Origin of the sequence: Ideonella azotifigens (assembly GCF_021043325.1) — a bacterium.
GTDB classification, from domain to species: Bacteria; Pseudomonadota; Gammaproteobacteria; order Burkholderiales; family Burkholderiaceae_C; genus Ideonella; species Ideonella azotifigens.
Genome location: NZ_JAJNKD010000017.1, coordinates 45295 through 67861, shown reverse-complemented (window position 1 = coordinate 67861; position 22567 = coordinate 45295). Strand labels below are relative to the sequence as shown.

The window sequence follows — 22567 nt, the reverse complement described above, 5'->3', positions numbered from 1 at the left end:
GGGTCAAGGTGCGTCGCATGCTAGCCCAGCACGGGCCTCACGCCGTGCTTGCGTTGACTGCCTCGGCCACTGCCTGCAATGCGCGGCCGCAGTCGTCCCTCGTCAAGCCACCGCCCAGGCACAGCCTCAGCCCCTCGGGCGGCTGGCGGTCGGTGGAAAACGCACTGCCTGCCACCGCGGCCACGCCCAGCGCCTGCAGGTCCACCGCCAGGTCGTGCGCCAGCGCGCGGCCGTCGTCGGGCACCGGCAGCGGCAGCCAGGCATGGAAGCCGTGCGGGTGGGTGCGCACGCCCAGCGGGCCCAGGCGCTCGCGGATCAACGCGCTGCGCCAGGCGCATTCGGCGCGTACAGCGGCCAGCACGTCCGCACCCAAACCTTGCGCCAGCCAGCCGGAGACGATGGCGGCGATGAACGGCGAGGCCATCACAGTGGTCGCACGCAACGCACCAGCCAGGCGCTGGGTGGCGGTGATGCTGGGCGCCAGCACGTAGGCGGTGCGCACGCCGGCGCCCAGCCACTTGGACATGCCGCTGACGTAGTAAGTCAGGCCCGGTGCGTAGTCGGCCAGCGCGGGCGGCGCGGCGGCCGGCAACATGCCGTAGGCGTCGTCCTCGATGATGGGAATGCTGTAGCGCAGCGCAATGTCGGCCAGGCGCTCGCGGCGGGCGATGGGCAGCGTGGCGGTGGTCGGGTTGTGCAGGTTGGGGCAGAGGTAGAGCGCGGCCACGTGGGTGCTCTTGCAAGCCGCCTCGAACTCGTCCGGCAGCAGGCCGTTGGCGTCCATCGCCAGCGGGTGCAGCTGAATGTTCAGCTGCGCGGCAATCGCCTTCAGCCCGGGGTAGACCATGGCCTCCACACACAGGCTCTGCCCCGGCTTGACCAGCAGCGAGACCAGCGCCAGCAGCACGCTGTGGATGCCCGGGGCGACCAGCACGCGATCGGCCCTCGCGTCCGGCACCATCGGCGCCAGCCACTGCGCGGCCAGCTCGCGGTCGCGCGCGGTGCCGCCGAAGTCCTGGTAGCGCATCAGGTCGTGCAGTGGCGTGGCAGTCACCAGCGCTGCGGCACGCTCCTGCAGCGCCTGCATCGCGGGGTGGTCCTCGATTTCCGGCGGCAGGTTCATCGTCATCTCGGCGCCGGTGCCGGCCCGCAGTGGCAGGCCGATGAAGGAGCCGCGCACGTAGGAGCCCAGGCCGGGACGGGAGGCGATCAGCCCGCGCTCGCGCGCTGCCGCGAAGCCGCGCACGACGGTGGTGTAGTTCAGCTGCAGCACGCCCGCCAGGTCGCGCAGCGGCGGCAGGCGTTCGCGCGGCGCGAGCCGGCCCTGCTGCAAGTCCTCGGCGATCAGCTCGGGGATGAGCTGATAGGCCGGCAGTGCGCTGCCCTTGAGGCGGTGGACCCAGTGCGTGAATGGCATCGAGTGGCGTGGTTTGGCTGCCCGGAGTTTGCCTGCTGCATGGCCTGATTGCATGCGCCGTGCGACGAAAAGCCCGTCGCATCCCGGTGCATGCGCGCCATTGATCGGGTGCCTTGATTGCATGGCGGGCGATGCGCTTTGGTGCAGGCCGGGCCACCTGGGCCGGCGCTGACGCGAGGCGGGCCGCGCATCGACGCCCCGTTGATCGCATCTTGATCGGCCACCTGCGCAGCGCGGTGGCACATCCGTCGCAAGAGGAAAGGCGTGACCGGCGCTGTGCCGGCACCTTCCACCACCCGAGGAACACTGTCATGCCGAAAGTCACGCACCCCGTTGCCCACAAGGGCGATTTCCTGGTCGACTACGAAGAGAAGGTCTTCGAGGACGTGAAGGCCGAGCCGGGTGAGAAGGCCCTGGTGACCTTCCACACGGTGGCCTTCGAAGGCTCCATCGGCCTGGTCAACCTGCTGCAGGCCACGCGCCTGCAGCGCAAGGGTTTCGAGACCTCGGTGCTGCTCTACGGCCCGGGCGTGACGCTGGGCGTCAAGCGCGGCTTTCCGAAGCTGGGCGACGAGGCCTTCCCCGGCCACCAGAACTTCAACAACCAGATCACCAAGTTCATCGCCGAAGGCGGCAAGGTCTACGCCTGCCGTTTTGCGTTGCAGGCGCTCTACGGCCACGGCGAAGGTGCGCTGATCGAAGGCGTGCGGCCGATCAACCCGCTGGACGTGCTTGACATCGTGCTCCTCCACAGGAAAGCCGGCGCCTTCATCCTCGACACCTGGACCTTGTAATGGCCCACCCCCTACGCGCTTCGCGCGCCCCCTCGAGGGGGCGAGCCCAGAGGACCGGCGGAGCCGGCTCCTCGGGCTCCGCTGGGTTGGGTTGCCGTGGTGTTGGGGGATTCGCATGAACCACGTTTCCAAGAGGACGGTGAGGGCTGCAGCGGCGCAGATCGCGCCCGACCTGGACAGCGCCGACGGCACGCTGGCCCGCGTGCTCGAAACCATGCGCGACGCCGCGCGCCGGGGCGTGGCGCTGATCGTCTTCCCCGAGACCTTCCTGCCCTACTACCCGTACTTCTCCTTCGTGCTGCCCCCGGTGCTGCAGGGCCCGCCGCATTTGCTGCTGATGGACCGTGCGCCGACCGTGCCCGGCCCGACCACGGATGCGGTGGCCGCCGCTGCGCGCGAGCTGGGCATGGTCGTGGTGCTGGGCCTGAACGAGCGCGACCACGGTAGCCTCTACAACACCCAGCTGATCTTCGACGCCGACGGCCGCCTGCTGCTCAAGCGCCGCAAGATCACGCCCACCTACCACGAGCGCATGGTCTGGGGCCAGGGTGACGGCGCCGGGCTGACGGCGGTGGACACGCGCGTGGGCCGGGTTGGCGCGCTGGCCTGCTGGGAGCACTACAACCCGCTGGCGCGCTACGCGCTGATGGCCGAGCACGAGGAGATCCACTGCGCGCAGTTCCCCGGCTCGCTGGTTGGCCCCATCTTCGCGGACCAGATGGGCGTGACCATCCGCCACCACGCGCTGGAAGCCGGCTGCTTCGTCGTCAACGCCACCGGCTGGTTGCACCCCGAGCAGATCCGCAGCATCACGCCGGACGAGAAGCTGCAGGGCGCTTTGCGCGGCGGCTGCCACACGGCCATCGTCTCGCCCGAAGGCAAGTACCTGGCCGAGCCGCTGACCGAAGGCGAAGGCCTGGTGATTGCCGACCTGGACATGGCGCTGATCGCCAAGCGCAAACGCATGATGGATTCGGTCGGCCACTACGCGCGGCCCGAGCTGCTGAGCCTGGCCATCCGCCGCGAACCGGCGGCCACCACGCTGGCCTTGCCGGCAGGCAGCGCCCCCACCTTCACCGAACCGCTGACGGGAGCTTTCGATGCCTGAACTCGCCAACCGCCCAGACGCCCGCGACCTGATGACCGAGCTGCAGTCCCAAGGTCTGCGCCTGGTGGACCCGAGCGCCGGCGCGGCCAGCCGCCGTGGCGGTGCCGGCCCGTCGGACCACAAAGCCGTGACGGTGGACGGCGTGACGCTGATGGTGCCGGTGCACACCGCCACCGCGTTCAGCTCGCCCTTCGTGGCCGACGCGCCAGGCGCGGACGGCCTCAGCACCTTGCGCCGCGGCGCCATCCCCATCGCGCAGATCCAGTTCCCGCGCCAACCGAAGTTCTACAGCCGGCAGACCGCCGAGGGCGTGCCGTATTCGCACATTGCCACGCTGCACGGCAGCGACGTGCTGGCCACCACGGTGCTGCAGACCTGCATCCGCTACGAGAGTCGGCGCAAGGCTTGCAAGTTCTGCGCGATCGGCCAGTCGCTCGCGGCAGGCCGCACCATCGCCCGCAAGACGCCGGCGCAACTGGCCGAAGTGGCCAAGGCCGCCGTCGAGCTGGACGGCGTGAAGCACATGGTGATGACGACCGGCACGCCGCCCACGCCGGACCGGGGCGCTGCCATCCTCTGCGAAAGCGCCGCCGCCATCCGCGCCGCGGTCGACCTGCCGCTGCAGGCCCAGTGCGAACCGCCGGACACGGATGCCTGGTTCCAGCGCCTGAAGGACAGCGGCGTGGACACCTTGGGCATGCACCTGGAAGTCATTGGCGAAGACCTGCGCCAGCGCCTGTTGCCTGGCAAGGCCGAGGTGCCGATGAGCCGCTACTGGGATGCCTTCGAGGCCGCCGTCGAAGTCTTTGGGCGCGGCCAGGTCAGCACCTATCTGCTCGCCGGCCTGGGCGACAGCGCAGACACCTTGCTGGCCACCAGCGAGCGCCTGCTGGCCCTGGGCGTCTACCCCTTTGTCGTGCCCTTCGTGCCCATCAGCGGCACGCCGCTGGAGGACCAGCCTGCGCCGTCTGCAGAGTTCATGCGCGAGGTGCTGGCGCCGCTGGGTGCGCTGGTGGACGTGGCCGACATGCGGGCGGGCGACATCAAAGCCGGCTGCGGCCGTTGCGCGGCCTGCTCCACCTTGTCCCGCTACGAAGCGCCCCAGGCGCTGCTCGCCAGCTGAGGAGACGACGATGAACCTCGCGACGCACCTGGCCGCCCGTCCGCCGCTCGCACCCTGGTGTGAACTGCCCACGACTTTTGAACCGCAGGAGTTTCGGGTTCAGTGGGCCAGCAACCCGTGGATGCAAGCCCAGGCGCTGGCTTTGCGCCGCCAGGTGTTCTGCGACGAGCAAGGCCTGTTCGACGGTGACGACATCGACGCCATCGACCGCGACAATCCCAGCACGCGGCTGCTGGTCGCGCTGTCCTGCTGGGGCGGCCAGCCGGACGAGTTGCTGGGCACCGTGCGCATCCACGAAGCCGCGCCCGGGCTGTGGTGGGGCTCGCGGCTGGCGGTGCAGCGCGGCTGGCGCCAGCATGGGCGCCTGGGCAGCACGCTGATCCGCCTGGCCGTGTCCAGCGCGCATGCGCTGGGCTGCCGCGAGTTCCTGGCCCAGGTGCAGGCGCAGAACGTGCCGCTGTTCCAGCGCCTGAACTGGCGGGTGCTGGACGAGCAAATCCTGCACGGCAGGCCGCATGCGCTGATGCGCGCGGACCTGGCGTTTTATCCGCCGTGCGAGACGCCGTACGCTGGTTACGTGCTGGCGCAGGGGTGCCGTCATGACTGAGCTACATCGCCTCATTGAAGCCTTGCGCACCAGCCGCGGCTTCGCTCACAAGCGCGACATCGCCGCGGTCCTGGGCCGGCTGCAGTCCACCACCGGCCACACCGCCGTGCCGAATGGCGACGATTGCGCGGTGCTGCCCGATGCGGCGGGCGACGGCCACCTGCTGTTCGCCATCGAAGGCTTGATGGCCGACTTCGTCGAGGCCATGCCCTGGTTCGCCGGCTACAGCGCAGTGATGGTCAACCTCAGCGACATTGCGGCGATGGGTGGCCGGCCGCTGGCTGTGGTGGACGCGCTGTGGAGCGCCAACGAGGCCGACGCGGCCGAAGTGCTGGCCGGCATGCGCGCCGCCTGCGAGCGCTACGGCGTGCCGCTGGTTGGCGGCCACACCAACCTGCACAGCGCCAGCGCGCAACTCGCGGTGGCGGTGCTGGGTCGCGCGCAGCGGCTGATCAGCAGCTTCGCGGCCCAGCCGGGCGACCGGCTGCTGATGGCGGTGGACCTGCGCGGTGAGTGGCAGGGCGCGCATCCGTTCTGGAATGCGTCCACCTCGGCGCCTGCGGCCAGGCTGCGGGCAGACCTGGCGCTGTTGCCAGCGCTGGCCGAAGCCGGGTTGTGCGACGCCGGCAAGGACATCAGCATGGCCGGCGTGTTGGGCACCACGCTGATGCTGCTGGAGAGTTCGGGCGTGGGCGCGCGCATCGCGCTTGACCGCTTGCCGCTGCCGCCCGGTACACCCGCGTGGCGTGTGGAGGGCGACGCTGCAGAGGCCGCCCGGCTGCGCTGGCTGGGCGCATTCCCCAGCTTTGGCTTTGTGCTCAGCGTGCGGCCTGCACATGCCGTCGAAGTCATGGCGCGGTTTGCGGCGCATGGCATTGCCTGTGCCGATGTGGGCGAGGTCACGGCGGGCACCCAGCTGCAGCTCAGCCTGGGTGACGCAGAAGCCACGCTGTGGGACCTGGCCGAATCGCCGTTCATCGGCAGTGGGAGCGTGGCATGACCAATTCCTTGCGCATCGCCTTGCTCACGCATTCCGTGCTGCCGCGCGGCGGCGTGGTGCACACCTTGGAACTGGCCGAGGCGCTGCATGCGCGCGGCCATGCGGTGACGGTGCTGGCGCCGGCCGAGCCGGGGCAGCGGCTGTTCCGCAGAACGAGCTGCGAGGTCGCATTGCTGCCGCTGCCCGAGGTCACCGGCGACCTGGTGCAGCAGGTCGGCCAGCGCATTGCCGGCCTGGAGCGCGGCCTGCCAGCGCTGCTTCGCGGCCGCTTCGACCTGCTGCATGCGCAGGACAGCCTCAGCGGCAACGCGCTGGCCACGCTGCGCCGCCGCTGCGCTGACCTGCCGGCCTGGGTGCGCACGGTGCATCACCTCGACAGCTTCGCCCAGCCGCAGCTGGCGGACTGGCAGCGCCGCGCCTGGCAGGCGGCCGACGCGGTGGCCTGCGTCAGCGACACCTGGTGCGAGTGCCTGCTGCGTGAGCACGGCCTGCGCGCGGCCCGCATGTTCAACGGCGTGAACCTGGACCGCTTCCGGCCCGGCCCCGTCGCGCGTGACGCTGCGCAGCTCGCGGCGCTGGGTCTGCTCGACGACACGCCGATCTGCCTGGCCGTTGGCGGCGTGGAGCAGCGCAAGAACAGCGTGCGCCTGCTGCAGGCCTTCGGGGCTTTGCGCGCCAACGATCCAGCCTGGGCCGATGCGCGCCTGGTCATTGCTGGCGGCGCCAGCCTGCTGGACCACAGCAGCGCCTTGCGTGGCTGGCAGGCGGCCTTGGCAGCGCTGGGCCTGGGCGAAGGACCGGGCGAGCCGGTGCAGCGCCTGGGCGCGGTGGCAGATGCCGCGCTGCCCGCGCTGATGCGCCGCGCCCGCCTGCTGGCCATGCCTTCGCTGGTCGAGGGCTTCGGGCTGGTGGCGCTGGAGGCGCTGGCTTGCGGCACGCCCGTGCTGGTTTCGCGCCGCGCCCCGTTCACCGAGCACCTGGCTGGCGCGCCTGCGGTGGCCTGGTGCGAGCCGGAAGACGTCGGCTCCATCGCGCGCGGCCTGCAGCAGGCCGCACTGGCGCAGCGATTGCACCAGCCGCCGCCTGTGTGCCTGGCGCACAGCTGGGCCCGCAGCGCGGCGCTGCACCAAGGCTGGTACCAGCGCGTGCTGCAGCGGCGCGTGTTGCGCACGGGCGTGAGCCGCGCCGACCAGGCCGAGCGCGACGCGCAGTCCTGCGACATCCCATCCTGAACTTGAACCGACCGGAGCCACGATGCCCGCCATGCACTACACCGTCCGCTGGCCCGACGCCAGCGAGACCACCTGCTACTCACCTTCGCTGGTGATCCAGGACTTCTTCACGCTGCAGCAGGACTACCCGCTACCCGAATTCCTGCGCCGCCTGCGCGAAGCCACGGCCATTGCCAACGAACGTGTGCAGGCCAAGTTCGGCTTCACCTGCTCGCGCGCCAGCGATCAATTGGGCGACACCGAGCGTCGCGCCCAGACGTTTGCCCAGACGCCGGAAGCCAGCGTGAGACTGCTGGCTTTTGGACCGGCTGGTTGAGGCATCTTTTTAATCGAATCCGACCCGACCTACAACTTCCGCGATGACCTCCCCGTTCGCACTGAGCCTGTCGAAGTGCCCGCGTCGAGCTGCGCGCCGGCTTCGACAGGCTCAGCCCGAACGGTGTGTGTTGCCACGGAATGTGAGATCTTCATGTCAACACACTGGAAAGGCGCCACGCCATGTCTGTATCTCTCCCTCATCATTCCGTGCTCATCGTTGGTGGCGGTCAGGCCGGGCTGTCGCTCAGCCATCACCTGCAGGCCGCGGGTGTGGACCATCTGATCCTGGAGAAGCACAAGGCCATGCACACCTGGCGCACGCAGCGCTGGGACAGTTTCACGCTGGTCACGCCGAATTGGCAGTGTGCATTGCCGGGGCATCCGTATGACGGGCCCGATCCGCATGGCTTCATGAACAAAGGCGAGATCGCGGCCTACCTGGACGGGTTCCGGGCCAAGCTGCAGCCACCGCTGCGCGAAGGCGTGACGGTCGATTCGGTTCGGCCGCTGCCCGGTGGCGGCTTCCAGGTCCGCAGCAGTGACGGCGAGTACACGGCTGGCCAGGTCGTGGTCGCTTCCGGCGGCTACCACCAGCCCATCGTGCCGCGGCTGGCCGAGCGCTTGCCGGCCTCGGTCACGCAGCTGCATTCGGCCGACTACCGCAACCCCGATCAGCTGCCGCCGGGTAAGATGCTGGTGGTGGGCGCCGGGCAGAGCGGCGCGCAGATCGCCGAGGACCTGCACCTGGCCGGCCGCGAGGTCGTGCTGGCGGTGGGCGACGCGCCGCGCTGCGCGCGCTTCTACCGCGGGCGCGACGTGGTCGACTGGCTGGCCGACATGGGCTACTACGACATGCCTGTCACTGCCCACCCGCTGCGCGAAGGCGTGCGCGACAACACCAACCACTACGTGACCGGCCGCGACGGCGGGCGCGACATTGACCTGCGCCGCTTCGCCCTTGAAGGCATGCAGCTTTACGGCTCGCTGCAGGCACTGGACGGCGACACGCTGCGCTTTGCGCCCACGCTGCGGGCCGCGCTGGACGGCGCTGACCGCACCTACAACGGCATCAACGCCAGCATCGACCAGCACATCGCGCGGCAGGGCCTCGACGCGCCGCCGCCCAGCGTCTACACGCCGGTGTGGCAGCCGGAGGGCGAGCGCGAGACGCTCTCGCTGGCGGCGTCCGGCATCACCTCGGTCATCTGGTGCATCGGCTTCTCACCGGACTTCCGATGGCTGGACGCGCCGATCTTCAACGGCCGTGGTCACCCGGTGCATGAACGCGGTGTGACCGCCGTGCCAGGCCTCTACGTGCTGGGCCTGCCGTGGCTGCACACCTGGGGCTCCGGCCGTTTTTCGGGCGTCGCGCGCGATGCGGCCTTCCTCGCCGAGCGCATCCAGGCCTTCCAGCCGGCAGCGCAGGCAGGCCGGGCGGCCCAGGACCTGGCGATGGCTGCCTGAGGCCAGGGCCCGCCGGTCTGCGTCAGTGCCCCCGCAGCGAAAACGGCGCCGGGAACAGATGGTCGTAGTCCGCAGCGGCCACGCGCTCGACGTATCCGGCCGTGCTCGGCGGCAGGCTGACCACCGATTCCGCGTGCCAGACCGGGATGCCGGCCCAGCGCTGGCAGCGCACGCGGAACTCGCGTGGCTGCGGGTAAGGTTGCGAGTCATGCGGCATGCGGGCGTTGGCCGAACGGCGCCGCAATTCCTGGCTCCGCCAGCCGTGGCGCTCCCGACGCACCAGCGCGTAGCGCCCCAGGGCATGCTGCAGCGCGAGCACGCGCCACACCAGGCCGGCCGCGAGCAGCAGAACAAGACAGGACGTCATCGCCAAACCCTCCTGGTGGCGCCGCGGTCAGGCCGCAGCTGGGAGCACAGGAACAGCCCCTGCAGGGTAGGCTGATGGTGAGACGCGGGTTCCGCGGAAGAGCGGGGCTGTTGCGGCCCTTTTTGTGGGGGTGAGGTCTGCGCGAAACCGCTGGGAAACCAGTTCGGCGCCGGGGCTCAGTCGACCCGCGTGAGCAGGTAGTAGAGCTCGTCGCTGCCGTAGACCAGGATCTGGCCGCGGTTGTTGATGTGCTGCACGTTGGTGATGCGCACGCCCTCCGGCAGGGCGGTCACCGGCGTCAGCTTCAGCACGTCGCTGCAATCGCCGGAACAGATGAAGCCGTCGATTTCGGGTGTGTGGAGATAGTCGATCTTGCCGAGGATCACGCCGTCGTCGTTGATGTCCACGGCCCAGGTGTGCGCATCCCGCGGCAGGTTCAGGTCGCGCAGGGTCGACCCCGGCTCGGCCGCGAAAGCCCGGGAGGTGCCAGTGCCCCGCAGCAGGTATCGGCCCACGATGCGCCCCTGCCGGTTGACCGCCATCGCGGTGCTCTGCGTGGCCAGCTTCACGTTGTGCAAGGGGACGCTCTGGGTGTAGGGCGGCTCGCTCACGAAGGCCAGGTCGCGGCCGACGCGGGGGCCCGTCACATGACCGCTGCCCACGACGACGCCTTCGTCGTTGATGTCCGTGGGCGTCATGCGCGCGCCCCAGTCCGCCAGGGTCTGCACGTTCCCGGTGGTCACGTCCAGTACCAGCCCCTCGGTGGCCCCGCCGTTGTAGGCCACGATCTGCCCGAGGTTGTTGATGCTGAACGCGGCCCCGATGGACTTGCCGTTGAACAGCTCGCTGAGGGGTTGCAGCGCGCCGCCACCGGGCTGGCCCAGGAAACCCCCGGCGGCCATCTGCCCGACGATCTGGCCGGCATCGTTGAGCCCGTAGACGGTGAGGGAGCTGGTGTCTTCGGAGATGTCGAACACGGTCATGCCGAGGCCGTTTTCCCCGGTGACGAAAGCCCGCGGCTGGCCGTCCTTGCCCCTCAGGTAGCCGGCGACCTGGCCTTGATTGTTCAGCTGCGAGGCCTCGATGCGCGCCTCCTTCTCTTGCTGGATCGGCGTGGCGGTGTACAGCACCTGCGCGAGCGCGCCGGCACCGGCCAGCGGCAGGGCGAGAAGCAGGCCAAGGCCGATCGAGCACAAGAGGGGGCGGTTCATTGCGGGGCGTCTCCGAGAGGGGTAGTGAAGGTGTCGCGGCCGATCATAGGGCGCCCGCCTGGCCTGTCCATCCCACAGACTGCTGAGTTTCCGATGGCCGTCGTGTGCCCGCCACTGGCCGTGAAAACGGCCCCGGTACGCGTAGACGCTGTCGCCTGACGGCCCCGTGCCTACGCGCAGCCGCCGGGTTGCCGCACCGCCGGCTCGGTGCCGACCTGGATCTCGGTGACCGACACATTGGTCTCGACGCGGATGGCGAAGCGCTTGTCGCCCGAGGTCAGCAGGATGCTGCGCTCGTTCACATCGGCGGCATGAGCCGCCTGCAGGTCTTCCGCGCGCGAGCCCAGCGCCCGTCGCACCCGCTCGAAGGGAAGGAAGGAGCTTGCGCATGGGACAGCCGAAGCCTGTGAGGGCGAAGGGAATGCCCCGGTTCCGGCGATCAACCGGGTGGGGCGGGGCGGGCCACATTGTGCTTTGGCTGGCGACTTCATGCTTGGCTGGCGGTCGCGAGAGGTCCGGAATCAGAAGCCGACCTGAATGTGCGTCAGCAGGTACACGGCCCAGCTCAGTGGTGCCAATGACAGCAGCAGGCCCAGCCCCACCCACTTCAGCGCGCGTTCCTGGCGCAGGTGCGACACAAGACCGAGCAACGCGCTCGCAAAGGGCGGTAATGCCACCGCCGCCACCGGCAACGCCCAATGGCTTCCGGGCTCAATTTCGGCGAGGGCGACACACGTCACCGCCAGTGGTATCGGGCACAGGACCGACAAGACGGCGAAGCGCTTCGCATGCAACTTCTGCGCGAGTGATGTCGTGTGGGGGTCTGGATCTGTCATGAGGTCGGTGCCGCCAACGACAGGGGATGGCCCTGAACGCTGGCGAGTGAGGCGGTGCATTGTCTTGGCAATGCAGCTGGGCCCGCAGTGCCGCGTTGCACGAGGGCTGGTACCAGCGCGTGTTGGAACGGCACGCCTTGCGCACCGGCGTGAGCCGTGCCGAACAAGCCGAGCGCACCGCGCTGTCATGCGACCTGTCTTCCTGAACCTGAACCCACTGGAGCCGTCATGCCCGCCATGCACTACACCGTCCGCTGGCCCGACGCCAGCGAAACCACCTGCTACTCGCCCTCGCTGGTGATCCAGGACTTCTTCACGCTGCAGCAGGACTACCCGCTGCCCGAATTCCTGCGCCGCCTGCGCGAAGCCACGGCCATTGCCAACGAACGCGTGCAAGCCAAGTTCGGCTTCACCTGTTCGCGTGCCAGCGATCAGCTGAGCGACACCGAGCGCCGCGCCGCGTCCTTTGCGCAAACGCCGGAATCCTGTGTTCGCCTGCTTGCTTTCGGTCCGGCCGATTGAGAAAAAGAAATACCTGTTTAATCGAATCTGACCCGACCTCCAACTTCCGCGATGACCTCCCCCGTTCGCACTGAGCCTGTCGAAGTGCCCGCGTCGCGCTGTGCGCCGGCTTCGACAGGCTCAGCCCGAACGGTGTGTGGTGCCACGGAATGTGAAATCTCTCCGCCAACACATTGGAAAGGCGCCACGCCATGTCTGTATCTCTCCCTCATCATTCCGTGCTCATCGTCGGCGGAGGGCAGGCCGGCCTGTCGCTGAGCCATCACCTGCAGGCTGCCGGCGTGGACCATCTGGTGCTGGAGAAGCACAAGGCCATGCACACCTGGCAAACGCAGCGCTGGGACAGTTTCACGCTGGTGCCGCCGAATTGGCAGTGCGCATTGCCGGGCCATGCGTATGCCGGGCCGGCGCCGAATGGCTTCATGAAGAAGGGCGAGATCGTTGAGTACCTGGACGGGTTCCTGGCCAAGCTGAAGCCGCCGCTGCGCGAGGGCGTGGCTGTCGAGTCGGTTCGGCCGCTGCCGGGCGGCGGCTTCCAGGTCCGCAGCAGTGACGGCGAGTACACGGCTGACCAGGTCGTGGTGGCTTCCGGCGGCTATCACCAACCCATCGTGCCGCGGCTGGCCGAGCGGCTGCCGGCGTCCGTCACGCAGCTGCATTCGGCCGACTACCGCAACCCCGATCAGCTGCCGGCTGGCAAGGTGCTGGTGGTGGGCGCTGGGCAAAGCGGCGCGCAGATCGCCGAGGACCTGCACCTGGCCGGCCGCGAGGTCGTGCTGGCGGTGGGCGAGGCGCCGCGCTGCGCGCGCTTCTACCGCGGGCGCGACGTGGTCGACTGGCTGGCCGACATGGGTTATTACGACATGCCGGTCACCGCCCACCCGCTGCGCGAAGGTGTGCGCGACAACACCAACCACTACGTGGCCGGCCGCGACGGCGGGCGCGACATCGACCTGCGCCGCTTCGCCCTCGAAGGCATGCAGCTCTACGGTCCGCTGCAAGCGCTGGATGGGGACACCCTGCGCTTCGCGCCGACGCTTGCCGCCGCGCTCGACAGCGCCGACCGCACCTACAACGGCATCAACGCCAGCATCGACGCGCACATTGCCAAGCTCGGCCTGGACGCGCCGCCGCCCAGCGTCTACACGCCGCTGTGGGCGCCGGAAGGCGAGCGCGAGACGCTGTCGCTCAGTGCGTCCGGCATCACCTCCGTCATCTGGTGCATCGGCTTCGCGCCGGACTTCCGCTGGCTGGCAGCCCCGGTGTTCGACGGCCGTGGCCACCCGGTGCACGAGCGCGGCGTGACCGGCGTGCCGGGGCTTTATTTCCTCGGCCTGCCATGGCTGCACACCTGGGGTTCGGGGCGCTTCTCCGGGGTGGACCGGGACGCCGCCTTCATTGCTGAACGCATCCTGGATCGCCGCGCAGGCCCCAGCGCCGGGGTGGCCACCGCCGCGACCGAAGCCTGTCCCGCCTGAGCCGGCCACTGACCTGCGGCTTTGGACGGGTCACTTCCTGAGCCAAGGTTCGTCGGCTGACCGCATACAGTCATGCGCTCGCGACGAGCCTGACGGGGAACTGCTTGAACGATTGGTTGGAAAGGCAAATGGCGCATCGCTGGGCGGGTTGGCCAGCCGGCGGTACCGTGGACTGGCACGAAGGTGTGCCGCAGGTCTGCAGCGCGCTGCGCGACATGGCGCTGTATGACGGTCATGCCAGGGCCTACGATGCCCTCAACGGCTTTGATCAGATCTGCACCTGGTCCGACGAGCGTCAGTGCTTCCAGCACAGTGGTCGCCGTGCCGGGCGGCCGCTGCTGGGCGTCCGGCAGACGAAGTTCGCGAACCTGGTCTGGTCGTGGGGCCTTCAGGGCAAGTTCCTGACCAACTGGAGCGACGCGCAGGGGTGGGACTACCGCCACAGGCTGCCAGGCCTGGGCGGCATCCCGGTGATCCAGTATTGCCGGCGCGCCGTGCAGCGAGGGCAGGTGGTGCTCATGCCGCTGCCTCGCTACTACATGGGCCCCGGAGGACCGAACCTGCCCGACCAGCCCGACCCGATGCCTTTCCGGGCCAAGCGCAACCGGCTGGCCTGGCGCGGCAGCCTGACCGGCACGCTCAGCGATTGGGACCGGGAGATCTGGTGGGTCGACGCCGTGTTCCGCGAGAAGGCCCATGCGCAGGACTTCGCTCGGGCCCGCCGGGTCACGCGCTGGCGGGCGGCAGACGAACTGCGCAAGAGTCCCTTGGCCGACGTGAAGCTGACGCTGACCGACCTGCAGCGGCTGCGAATGGCGGCCAGCGCACCCTTGCAGGATCTCTTGCGGGGGCTGGTTGGCGAGTGGCAGTCCAAGGAGGCCGCGCGCCAGTCCAAGTTCCTGCTGGTCGTCGATGGCAATGACATCGGCTCCAACAAGTACTGGAGCCTGCTCTCGAATTCGGTGGTCCTGCTGGTGGAAAGCGAATGGGAAACCGCGCTCGACGCCGGGCTTGTGGCGGGCGTGCACTACGTGCCGGTGCAAGCCAATCGCCAAGCCATCGAGACGACGGTCGAAGCGCTGTTGGCCGATGAGGCGCGCTGCGAATCGATCATCGCCGCAGCCCACGAATTGCTCGCGCCCCAGCTCCGGACGGACTGGCGTGATGCGGCCGACTGGCTCACGCTGCAGGCCTACGCAACCCGTGTGAGGTTCGTGCCACCGCTGCCGACCACCTGGTCCTTTTCGCGCGGCTGACCGCCCCTATACTCGTTGAATGAACCAGAAGGTACATGGGGCTGCGAGCACGGCGCCCGCACCCGCAGCGCGCAAGAAGATCGCCGCGACGGGCCAGGCCAAGGCGCAAGGCAGGGCCACTGTGACCCCCTCCGCCAGGACCGCGGCAAAGCCCAACCCCAAGCCCGCGCCCACGCGCACCAACGATCCCGAGCGCACGATGGCCGGCATCCTGGAGGTGGCCTACCGCGAATTCGCCGAGAAGGGTTGGGCGGGGGCGCGCATCGACGAGATCGCCGACGCCACTCACACCAGCAAGCGGATGATCTACTACTACTTCGGCAGCAAGGACGGGCTGTACTTGGCCGTGCTGGAGGAGGCCTACCGCCGGATGCGCGCCATCGAGGCGCAGCAGCAACTGGAAGATCTGCCGCCGGAGCTGGCGCTGCGCCGGCTGGTGGAGTTCACGTTTGACCATCACCAGGGCCACCCGCAGTACATCCGGCTGGTGATGTCCGAGAACATGAACCGCGGGCAGTTCATTGCCCAGAGCAGCAAGATCCAGCAGCTCAACGTGCCGGCCATCGACGCGATCCGCCAGCTCTACGAGCGCGGTGTGGCCGAAGGCGTGTTCCGCGCCGGGCTGGATGCGATCGACATCCATGCCTCGATCTCTGCATTGAGCTTCTTCAACGTCTCGAACCAGCACACCTTCGGGCTGATCTTCAAGCGCGACATGCAGGCCGCCGACAACCTGGCTACGCGCCGTCGCAATGTCACCGAGATGGTGGTGCGCTACGTGCTGAAGTAGCTCAGGGCTGCGGGCTTTCAGGCGCTTCGCGGGGTGGGCTCGCTAAGATTCGCCTAAATTCTTAGGAGAAATCCGTAATCGAGTTGGGTTAATCCGGAAATTCCTAAGTTCTTAGGCGAAACAGTAGCTCTAACGATGATTGGCTGGTAGAGTTCCTAAGAAATTAGGAGTTTTGACAGTGAAAGTCGTCATCAAGTCGCCAGAACAACTTGGCTTGGCTCTCCGAGCGGTGCGCCGCAACAGTCATGTGACACTGGACGTATTGGCGCAGACCGTTGGCGTCAGCAAACAAACCGCCACCAGTGTAGAGAAAGGCCAGGCGAAGCTGAGCACGATGATGGCCTTCCTGAGCCTCGTGGGCATCGAGCTCTCTGTCGACGTCCCTGAGGCAGCCATGGAGCCATTGAAGCGCCTTGAAAGGGCTCGCGCAGACAAGCAGAACCTGCCGGACGATGAGAGCGTCTGACATGCGCACGTTGAACGTCTTCATCGCCAAAAACCAGGTCGGAGTACTCGGAGAAGGTGATGGCATCTGGCGCTTCACCTACGACCCGCAGTGGGTCAGCCTTGAACGCAGCTTCGACATTTCGCCGGCCCTGCCGCGTGCGCGGCTCGAACATCTCGATGGTGGGTCTATGCGCCCAGTCCAGTGGTACTTCGATAACCTCCTGCCCGAAGAGCAGCTGCGCGTCGACATCGCGAAAGAGGCCAACATCCGGGACTCGCAAGACGCTTTTGCGTTGCTGGAGTACCTGGGTGCGGAGTCGACTGGCTCACTGACCCTGTTGCCGCCCGGCCAGGACCTGCTGGACACTGCCGAATACATCGAACTGACTGACGAGGAGCTCAGCGGCCGCATCGCCAATTTACCCAGGGTGACGCTGACAAAGGGCGCGCCAAAGCGAATGTCGGTGGCCGGGGCCCAGCACAAGCTGCTGGTCTCCATGTTGGGCGACAAGGTCTTCGAGCCCGTAGGCGCGACACCGTCCACCTACATCCTGAAGCCGGACCACCCACAGGCGCAGACATATCCTGCATCCGCCTTCAATGAATTCACCACCATGCGGATGGCCCGCGCCGCCAGGTTGTCAATTCCCCATGTGGCGCTGAGGTATGTGCCGCAACCGGTGTACTTCATCCAGCGCTTCGACAGACGAACGGAGAGGGTGGGCAACGCCAGGCGAGCCGCAGGGATGCCACCAGTGGTGCATCGGCTGCATGTGATTGACGCCTGCCAGCTGCTGAACAAGGACCGCCTCTTCAAGCACGCCGGAGCCAACCTCGATGCGCTCGTTGCCATCATTGCCAAGTGCACCAACAAGCTTGCCACCGCGCTGGCGTTGTTCAGGTGGCTGGTGTTCAACATCGTGGTCGCCAATGACGACTCCCACTTGAAGAACCTCAGCTTCTTTGTCGACCACGAAGGTGTCAGGATGGCGCCGCACTATGACTTGCTGTGCACTGGCGCGTACCACACCAGGGCCCTCGCCGATGAGGCTGGTCGCTGGAGCGACGTCAAGATGACCTACGCTCTGCCTGGCGCCCTGACGTTTCGTGAAGTCACCCTTGCCTCCGTTGTCGAGGCGGGCCAAATCCTCGGACTTCCGACGAAGGTTGCCCAAGACATCGTCAATGATGTTGCGACCAGAGTCGAGCGCGAGTTTGCTGTCATCAAGAAGGAGCACGAGGACTTCGCCTCGGAGTGCCCGCCAGCGCGGGCAGCCCACTACGCGCTGGAGGGTCGTCTTTTGCGAGTCATCGAACACATCACGCTCAAGGACATGCTGAGCAGGCTGAAGACGCAACCACCGGCCTGACGCAGGACTGGCGCACTGCGGGGAGGGGGTGGCATTGACGCCAACACTCGCCGGGAGTGTGTCGCGCGCAGGGGTAAACCCCGAATTTATAAAACGAACCAGTTCGTACATTACGTGTCGTGCAGATCGCGCCGGGACAGGCGCGGCTGGCCAGGGTGGGCGTTTCGAGGCCCCAAGGAGACACGGTGAAGAAACTGATCGACGGCTACTGCCGCCTGCTGGAGTACACGATTGCGCTGATGCTGGCGCTGATGGTGCTGCTGGTGTTCGGCAATGTGCTGCTGCGCTACGGCATGAACTCTGGCATTGCCGTCAGTGAGGAACTCAGCCGCTGGCTGTTCGTGTGGATGACCTTCCTGGGCGCCATCGTTGCGCTGCGCGACCACGGCCACCTGGGCTCGGACATGCTGGTCTCGCGCCTGGGGCCTGCCGGCAAGAAGGTCTGCCTGGCGCTGGGCCAGCTGCTGATGCTGTATGCCACCTGGCTGCTGTTCTCCGGCAGCCTTGCGCAGGCGCGCATCAACTGGGACGTGGAGGCGCCGGTGACCGGTGCCTCGGTGGCGATCTTCTACGGCTCGGGCGTGCTGTTCGCGGTGTCTTCCGCGGTGCTGCTGCTGCGCGACCTGGTGCGCACCCTCAGCGGCCAACTGGCCGACGATGAGCTGGTGATGGTGCAGGAGTCCGAGGACCTGGCGGCGATGGAAGCGCTGGGCCACGACAAGGCGCCGCCCATCGGGCAGGGCCCGAACTCGATGACCTTCCCGCGCTGAACCCGAGGGAGCCGTGCCATGACCGTCTTCATCTTCCTCGGTTCGCTGCTTGCCGTGATGGCGCTGGGCGTGCCCATCGCCTATTCGCTGCTGCTCTCGGGCGTGGCGCTGATGTGGCACCTGGACATGTTCGACGCGCAGATCCTGGCGCAGAACGTGATCAACGGGGCTGACAGTTTTCCGCTGCTGGCGGTGCCGTTTTTCATGCTGGCCGGCGAGGTCATGAACGTCGGCGGCCTGTCGCGCCGCATCGTCAAGCTGGCGCTGTCGCTGGTGGGCCACCGCCGCGGCGGGTTGGGCTTCGTGGCCATCGTCGCGGCCTGCATGCTGGCGGCGCTGTCTGGCTCGGCGGTGGCCGACACCGCGGCGCTGGCTTCGCTGCTGCTGCCGATGATGGTGCGCGCCGGCCATGACAAGGCGCGTGCTGGCGGCCTGATCGCCTCGGCCGGCATCATCGCGCCGGTGATCCCGCCGTCCATCGGCTTCGTGATCTTCGGCGTGGCGGCCAATGTCTCGATCAGCAAGCTGTTCCTTGCCGGCATCGTGCCTGGGCTGCTGATGGGGCTGAGCATTGCCATCGCGTGGTGGTGGGTCGCCAAGCGCGAGAACATCGTGCCGCCGCCCAAGGCTTCGCTGGCCGAGCGGCTGCATGCGCTGAAGGAATCGACCTGGGCGCTGGGCCTGCCGGTGATCGTCGTCGTCGGGCTGAAGATGGGCGTGTTCACGCCGACCGAAGCGGCGGTGGTGGCGGCGGTCTATGCGCTGCTGGTCTCCACGCTGGTCTACCGCGAGCTGCACTGGCGCCAGCTGAAGGACGTGTTCGTCACGGCAGCGAAGACGACCGCCGTCATCATGTTCCTGGTCGCCGCGGCCATGGTCTCGGCCTGGCTGATCACCGTGGCCGACATCCCCGCCAAGATGATCTCGCTGCTGGAGCCTTTCATGGGCAACCAGACCCTGCTGCTGATCGCGATGATGGTGCTGGTGATGGCCGTGGGCACGGCGATGGACATGACGCCCACCATCCTGATCATGACGCCGGTGCTGATGCCGGTGGTCAGGGCCGCCGGCATCGACCCGGTCTACTTCGGCGTGCTGTTCATCATCAACAACGCCATCGGCCTGATCACGCCGCCGGTGGGCACCGTGCTCAACGTGGTGGCCGGCGTGGGCCGCATGAAGATGGACGAGGTCACGCGCGGCGTGCTGCCCTTCATGACCGCGCAGTTCATCGTGATGTTCCTGATGGTGTTCTTCCCCTGGCTGGTCACCGGCCCGGCGCGCTGGTTCCACAGCTGAACACCTGGCTTCCTTCCCCGAGATTCAGACCCGAAAACAACGGAGACACGACAACATGAAGCGACTCTTCCTGAAGGCCACGCTGGCCGCGCTAAGCCTGGCCGCCTTCGGTGCCGCCACTGCGCAGGACATCAAGGAACGCACGATCAAGTTCGCCACGCAGAACCCCAAGGGCCATCCGCTGGTGATGGGCATGGAGAAGTTCGCCGAGCTGCTGGCGGCCAAGAGCGGCGGCAAGCTGCAGGTCAAGCTGTTCCCGGGCGGTGTGCTGGGCGGGGACGCACAGAACGTCTCGGCGCTGCAGGGTGGCACGCTGGAGATGGTGACGCTGAACGCCGGCATCCTGGCCTCTCAGGTCAAGGAGTTCGCGGTGTTCGACTTCCCGTTCATGTTCGGCAGCGCGCAGGAGGCTGACGCGGTGGTGGACGGCCCGTTCGGCCAGATGATGCTGGCCAAGCTGGACGCCAAGAACCTGCACGGCCTGACCTATTTCGACCTCGGTTTCCGCCAGCTCACCAACAGCAAACGGCCGCTGACCAAGGCCGAGGACATTGCCGGCCTGAAGCTGCGCGTGATTCCGAATGCGATCAATGTCGACTGGGTCTCCGCGCTGGGCGCCAACCCCACGCCGATGGCCTTCCCCGAGGTCTACGCGGCGATGGAGCAGAAAGCCATCGACGGCCAGGAGAACCCGCTGTCGGTGATCAACATCAACAAGTTCTACGAAGTGCAGAAGTACCTCACGCTGAGCAACCACCAGTACAACCACCAGGCGGTGCTGGTCAGCCAGAAGCTGTGGGGTGCGCTTAGCAATGACGAGAAGAAGCTCTTCAGCGACGCTGCAGCCGAGGCCGCGAAATACCAGCGCCAGGTCGCCAGCGAGCAGACCGGCCAGGCGCTGGACGCACTGAAGAAGGCCGGCATGCAGGTCAGCGAATTCAGCCCGGCCGAGCTGGCCAAGATCCGCGAGAAGCTGAAGCCGGTGATCGACAAGCACGCGGCCATCGCCGGCGTTGAGACGGTCACTGCGCTGCACGCCGAGCTGGCCAAGCTGCGCAAGTAGACGCCGGGCACAACGCCGTTCCCCTTCCTTGTTCGCGCGCCGCTTCGAGGCGGCGCGGCAGGCGAACTCATGCCTGTTTTTTTGACAGAGCCCACAAAGACATCCCTTCCGAGGAGCGACATCCCATGAACACCCGCCCACGCCTGCACCACCTGAACACCACCGCCGCGGCCACCGTGCTGCTGCTGTCGCACGGCCTGGCCGCTGCCCAGGCCACGCCGGCCACGTCCAGCGTCACGCTGTTCGGCCTGCTGGACGTCAACATGTCGCGTTACTCGCCCGGCAGCCATGCTGGTGGCGGTGTGCAGAACGTGATCAATGACGGTGTCGTCAACGGCCTGAACGGCTCGCGCTGGGGCATCCGCGTGGCCGAAGACCTGGGCGGCGGGCTGAAGGCTTCGGTGCTGCTGGAATCCGGCCTGAACGCCGACACCGGCACCCTGGGCCAGGGCGGCCGGGCGTTTGGCCGCCAGGCCTTCATTGCACTGAGCGCGGCCAATGCCGGCGAGCTGCGCCTGGGCCGCCAGTACATCCTCAGCGACTCGGTGGTCGGCCAGGGCAACCCGTTTGCCAACGCGCTGGTCAACAACCCGACCACGGCGGTGACCAACATGGGCAAGGCGCTGCCAATGTGGTTCAACGCACCGCGGGCCGACAACGTCGTGCAGTACCAGACGCCGAACTGGGCCGGCTTCACCGCGGCCGGCCAGATCGCGCCGGGCGAAGGCACGGCGGACCGCTTCCACGGCCTGCGTGCCGTCTACAGCAGCGGCCCCTTCTACACCGGCCTGACCTACGAGTGGAACAAGTCGCGCACGACCGGCGAGAACACCAACAAGTCGCTCAGCTTCACCGCCAACTACAACTTCGGCTTCATGAAGCTGGAGGGTGGCCTGCAGCGCAACACCGACCTGGCCACCGGCAGCGTCAATGGCGCAGCCTCTGGCGTCACCAACCTGCTGGTGACCGGCGACAGCAGCTTCACCGCGCACGAGATTGACGGCTGGACCATCGGCGCCGAGGTGCCGGCCAGCACCGCACTGGTCTTCGGCCTGAACTTCACGCGCATGAAGTACGAGGCGGCCAGCGGTGGCGCGAATGCAGACCTGGGCAAGCTGGCGCTGACCGCGCGCTACGGCCTGTCCAAGAACACCTTCCTGTACGCCGGCGGCTCCATCGCCACCGGCGAGCTGAAGGCATACATCAGCCAGAAGCAGGTGCTGCAGGCCGGCCTGCGCATGGCGTTCTGAGCGAGGGCGCGGCGATGATCAGCGGCACCACCACGCTGGTGGCCCATCTCGGCTACCCGACGCACAGCTTCAAGGCGCCGATGATCTACAACCCGTATTTCGCGCACGCCGGCATTGACGCCGTGGTGGTGCCGATGGGCGTGCAGGCGCCCGAGTACCCAGCGGTATTGAGATCGCTGTTTCGGCTGACCAACATCCGCGGCGCGCTGGTCACGATGCCGCACAAGGTCAGCACCGTGGCCCTGCTGGACGAAGCGACGCCGGCGGTGCAGATCGCTGGCGCCTGCAACGCGATCCTGCGCCGGCCCGATGGCAGCCTGCTCGGCGACCTGTTCGACGGCGAGGGCTTTGTGCGCGGCGCTTTGCGCAAGGGTTGCGTGCTGGCCGGCGCACGGGCGCTGGTGGTGGGTTGCGGTGGGGTGGGTTCGGCCATTGCGGCCTCGCTGGCCGAGGCCGGCGTGGGCGCGATCTCGCTGTTCGACGCCAGGGCCGAAGCCGCGGAGGCGCTGGCCGTCCGGCTGCGCCAGCACTACCTTCGGCTGGCGGTGCACACCGGATCGAACGACCCGGCGGACCACGACGTCGTCGTCAACGCCACGCCCATGGGCATGGACGATGGCGACCCGCTGCCGATGGACGTGTCGCGCATCGCGCCCTCGGCCTTCGTTGGCGAGGTGGTGATGAAGCAGACCATGACCGGCTTCCTGCGCGCCGCCCAGGCCCGCGGCTGCCGAATCCAGGTCGGCACCGACATGCTGTTCGAGCAGATCCCGGCCTACCTGGAATTCTTCGGCTTCCCGACCACGACGCCTGAGGTGTTGCGTTCCTTGGCGACACTGGCGTGA

The 22567-nt window shown here is 67.8% G+C and carries 24 protein-coding genes; 19 read left to right on the top strand and 5 right to left on the bottom strand.

What is annotated here, in order from left to right; translation table 11 throughout:
- Positions 1–37: 37 nt before the first annotated feature.
- Positions 38–1417 (bottom strand): aminotransferase-like domain-containing protein, encoded by a 1380-nt coding sequence (locus LRH25_RS26215; RefSeq protein ID WP_231012833.1) that lies wholly within the window; start codon positions 1415–1417, stop codon positions 38–40.
- Between the two features lie 311 nt (positions 1418–1728).
- Between LRH25_RS26215 and LRH25_RS26210 the strand changes: the two genes are divergently transcribed.
- The 8 genes from LRH25_RS26210 (at position 1729) to LRH25_RS26175 (ending at position 9063) form a co-directional block, all read left to right on the top strand.
- Entirely contained in the window at positions 1729–2211 is a 483-nt protein-coding gene (locus LRH25_RS26210) for an MSMEG_0572/Sll0783 family nitrogen starvation response protein (RefSeq protein WP_141290016.1), read from the top strand.
- Between the two features lie 115 nt (positions 2212–2326).
- A complete protein-coding gene (locus tag LRH25_RS26205) occupies positions 2327–3319 on the top strand; it encodes a Nit6803 family nitrilase (RefSeq protein WP_141290017.1) in 993 nt (330 codons plus the stop codon).
- Between the two features lie 31 nt (positions 3320–3350).
- Entirely contained in the window at positions 3351–4442 is a 1092-nt protein-coding gene (locus tag LRH25_RS26200; protein WP_141290019.1) for an MSMEG_0568 family radical SAM protein, read from the top strand.
- A gap of 10 nt (positions 4443–4452) precedes the next feature.
- Positions 4453–5049 (top strand): MSMEG_0567/Sll0786 family nitrogen starvation N-acetyltransferase, encoded by a 597-nt coding sequence (locus LRH25_RS26195; RefSeq protein WP_141290018.1) that lies wholly within the window; start codon positions 4453–4455, stop codon positions 5047–5049.
- Positions 5042–6049 (top strand): sll0787 family AIR synthase-like protein, encoded by a 1008-nt coding sequence (locus LRH25_RS26190; protein WP_231012832.1) that lies wholly within the window; start codon positions 5042–5044, stop codon positions 6047–6049. Before LRH25_RS26195 ends, LRH25_RS26190 begins: the two co-directional genes overlap by 8 nt.
- Positions 6046–7281 (top strand): MSMEG_0565 family glycosyltransferase, encoded by a 1236-nt coding sequence (locus LRH25_RS26185; RefSeq protein WP_231012831.1) that lies wholly within the window; start codon positions 6046–6048, stop codon positions 7279–7281. The genes LRH25_RS26190 and LRH25_RS26185 overlap by 4 nt, the downstream gene beginning before the upstream one ends.
- Before the next feature lie 31 nt (positions 7282–7312).
- Positions 7313–7597 carry an MSMEG_0570 family nitrogen starvation response protein gene (locus LRH25_RS26180; protein WP_375140600.1) on the top strand — a complete coding sequence of 95 codons (285 nt, stop codon included), beginning with the start codon at positions 7313–7315 and terminating at the stop codon, positions 7595–7597.
- A 182-nt stretch (positions 7598–7779) separates the two neighbouring features.
- Positions 7780–9063, top strand: coding sequence for an MSMEG_0569 family flavin-dependent oxidoreductase (locus LRH25_RS26175; RefSeq protein ID WP_141289363.1), 1284 nt, complete (start codon positions 7780–7782; stop codon positions 9061–9063).
- A 22-nt stretch (positions 9064–9085) separates the two neighbouring features.
- On the opposite strand, the gene LRH25_RS26170 is transcribed toward LRH25_RS26175, so the two are convergent.
- From LRH25_RS26170 to LRH25_RS26155, 4 genes are all read right to left on the bottom strand, one after another.
- Positions 9086–9430 (bottom strand): hypothetical protein, encoded by a 345-nt coding sequence (locus LRH25_RS26170; RefSeq protein WP_141289362.1) that lies wholly within the window; start codon positions 9428–9430, stop codon positions 9086–9088.
- Between the two features lie 176 nt (positions 9431–9606).
- Entirely contained in the window at positions 9607–10641 is a 1035-nt protein-coding gene (locus LRH25_RS26165; protein ID WP_141289361.1) for a hypothetical protein, read from the bottom strand.
- Positions 10642–10811: 170 nt separating this feature from the next.
- Positions 10812–11000, bottom strand: a complete 189-nt coding sequence (locus tag LRH25_RS26160) for a hypothetical protein (protein ID WP_141289360.1) — start codon at positions 10998–11000, stop codon at positions 10812–10814.
- A 162-nt stretch (positions 11001–11162) separates the two neighbouring features.
- Positions 11163–11477 carry a hypothetical protein gene (locus LRH25_RS26155; RefSeq protein WP_141289359.1) on the bottom strand — a complete coding sequence of 105 codons (315 nt, stop codon included), beginning with the start codon at positions 11475–11477 and terminating at the stop codon, positions 11163–11165.
- Between the two features lie 228 nt (positions 11478–11705).
- Here LRH25_RS26155 and LRH25_RS26150 point away from each other — a divergent pair, with 228 nt between their 5' ends.
- The 11 genes from LRH25_RS26150 to LRH25_RS26100 all read left to right on the top strand — a co-directional run bounded on the left by LRH25_RS26150 (position 11706) and on the right by LRH25_RS26100 (position 22567).
- Positions 11706–11999: an MSMEG_0570 family nitrogen starvation response protein gene (locus LRH25_RS26150; protein WP_141289358.1), complete on the top strand. Its 294-nt coding sequence runs from the start codon at positions 11706–11708 to the stop codon at positions 11997–11999.
- A 191-nt stretch (positions 12000–12190) separates the two neighbouring features.
- Positions 12191–13477: an MSMEG_0569 family flavin-dependent oxidoreductase gene (locus tag LRH25_RS26145; protein ID WP_231012830.1), complete on the top strand. Its 1287-nt coding sequence runs from the start codon at positions 12191–12193 to the stop codon at positions 13475–13477.
- Between the two features lie 128 nt (positions 13478–13605).
- Positions 13606–14733, top strand: coding sequence for a glycosyl transferase family 90 (locus LRH25_RS26140; protein WP_141287806.1), 1128 nt, complete (start codon positions 13606–13608; stop codon positions 14731–14733).
- A 19-nt stretch (positions 14734–14752) separates the two neighbouring features.
- A complete protein-coding gene (locus tag LRH25_RS26135; RefSeq protein WP_141287805.1) occupies positions 14753–15523 on the top strand; it encodes a TetR/AcrR family transcriptional regulator in 771 nt (256 codons plus the stop codon).
- 178 nt (positions 15524–15701) lie between these two features.
- A complete protein-coding gene (locus LRH25_RS26130) occupies positions 15702–15989 on the top strand; it encodes a helix-turn-helix domain-containing protein (RefSeq protein WP_141287804.1) in 288 nt (95 codons plus the stop codon).
- 1 nt (position 15990) lies between these two features.
- Positions 15991–17340, top strand: coding sequence for a HipA domain-containing protein (locus LRH25_RS26125; RefSeq protein WP_170200867.1), 1350 nt, complete (start codon positions 15991–15993; stop codon positions 17338–17340).
- A gap of 185 nt (positions 17341–17525) precedes the next feature.
- The gene (locus LRH25_RS26120; protein ID WP_141287802.1) at positions 17526–18110 is read left to right on the top strand and encodes a TRAP transporter small permease; all 585 of its coding nucleotides are present in this window, start codon (positions 17526–17528) and stop codon (positions 18108–18110) included.
- 18 nt (positions 18111–18128) lie between these two features.
- Entirely contained in the window at positions 18129–19409 is a 1281-nt protein-coding gene (locus LRH25_RS26115; RefSeq protein ID WP_141287801.1) for a TRAP transporter large permease subunit, read from the top strand.
- Between the two features lie 55 nt (positions 19410–19464).
- On the top strand, positions 19465–20472 hold the full coding sequence (locus tag LRH25_RS26110) for a TRAP transporter substrate-binding protein (protein WP_141287800.1): 1008 nt from the start codon (positions 19465–19467) through the stop codon (positions 20470–20472).
- Between the two features lie 125 nt (positions 20473–20597).
- Complete coding sequence (locus LRH25_RS26105) at positions 20598–21722, top strand: porin (RefSeq protein WP_141287799.1); 1125 nt, start codon at positions 20598–20600, stop codon at positions 21720–21722.
- A 14-nt stretch (positions 21723–21736) separates the two neighbouring features.
- The gene (locus LRH25_RS26100; RefSeq protein ID WP_231012829.1) at positions 21737–22567 is read left to right on the top strand and encodes a shikimate dehydrogenase family protein; all 831 of its coding nucleotides are present in this window, start codon (positions 21737–21739) and stop codon (positions 22565–22567) included.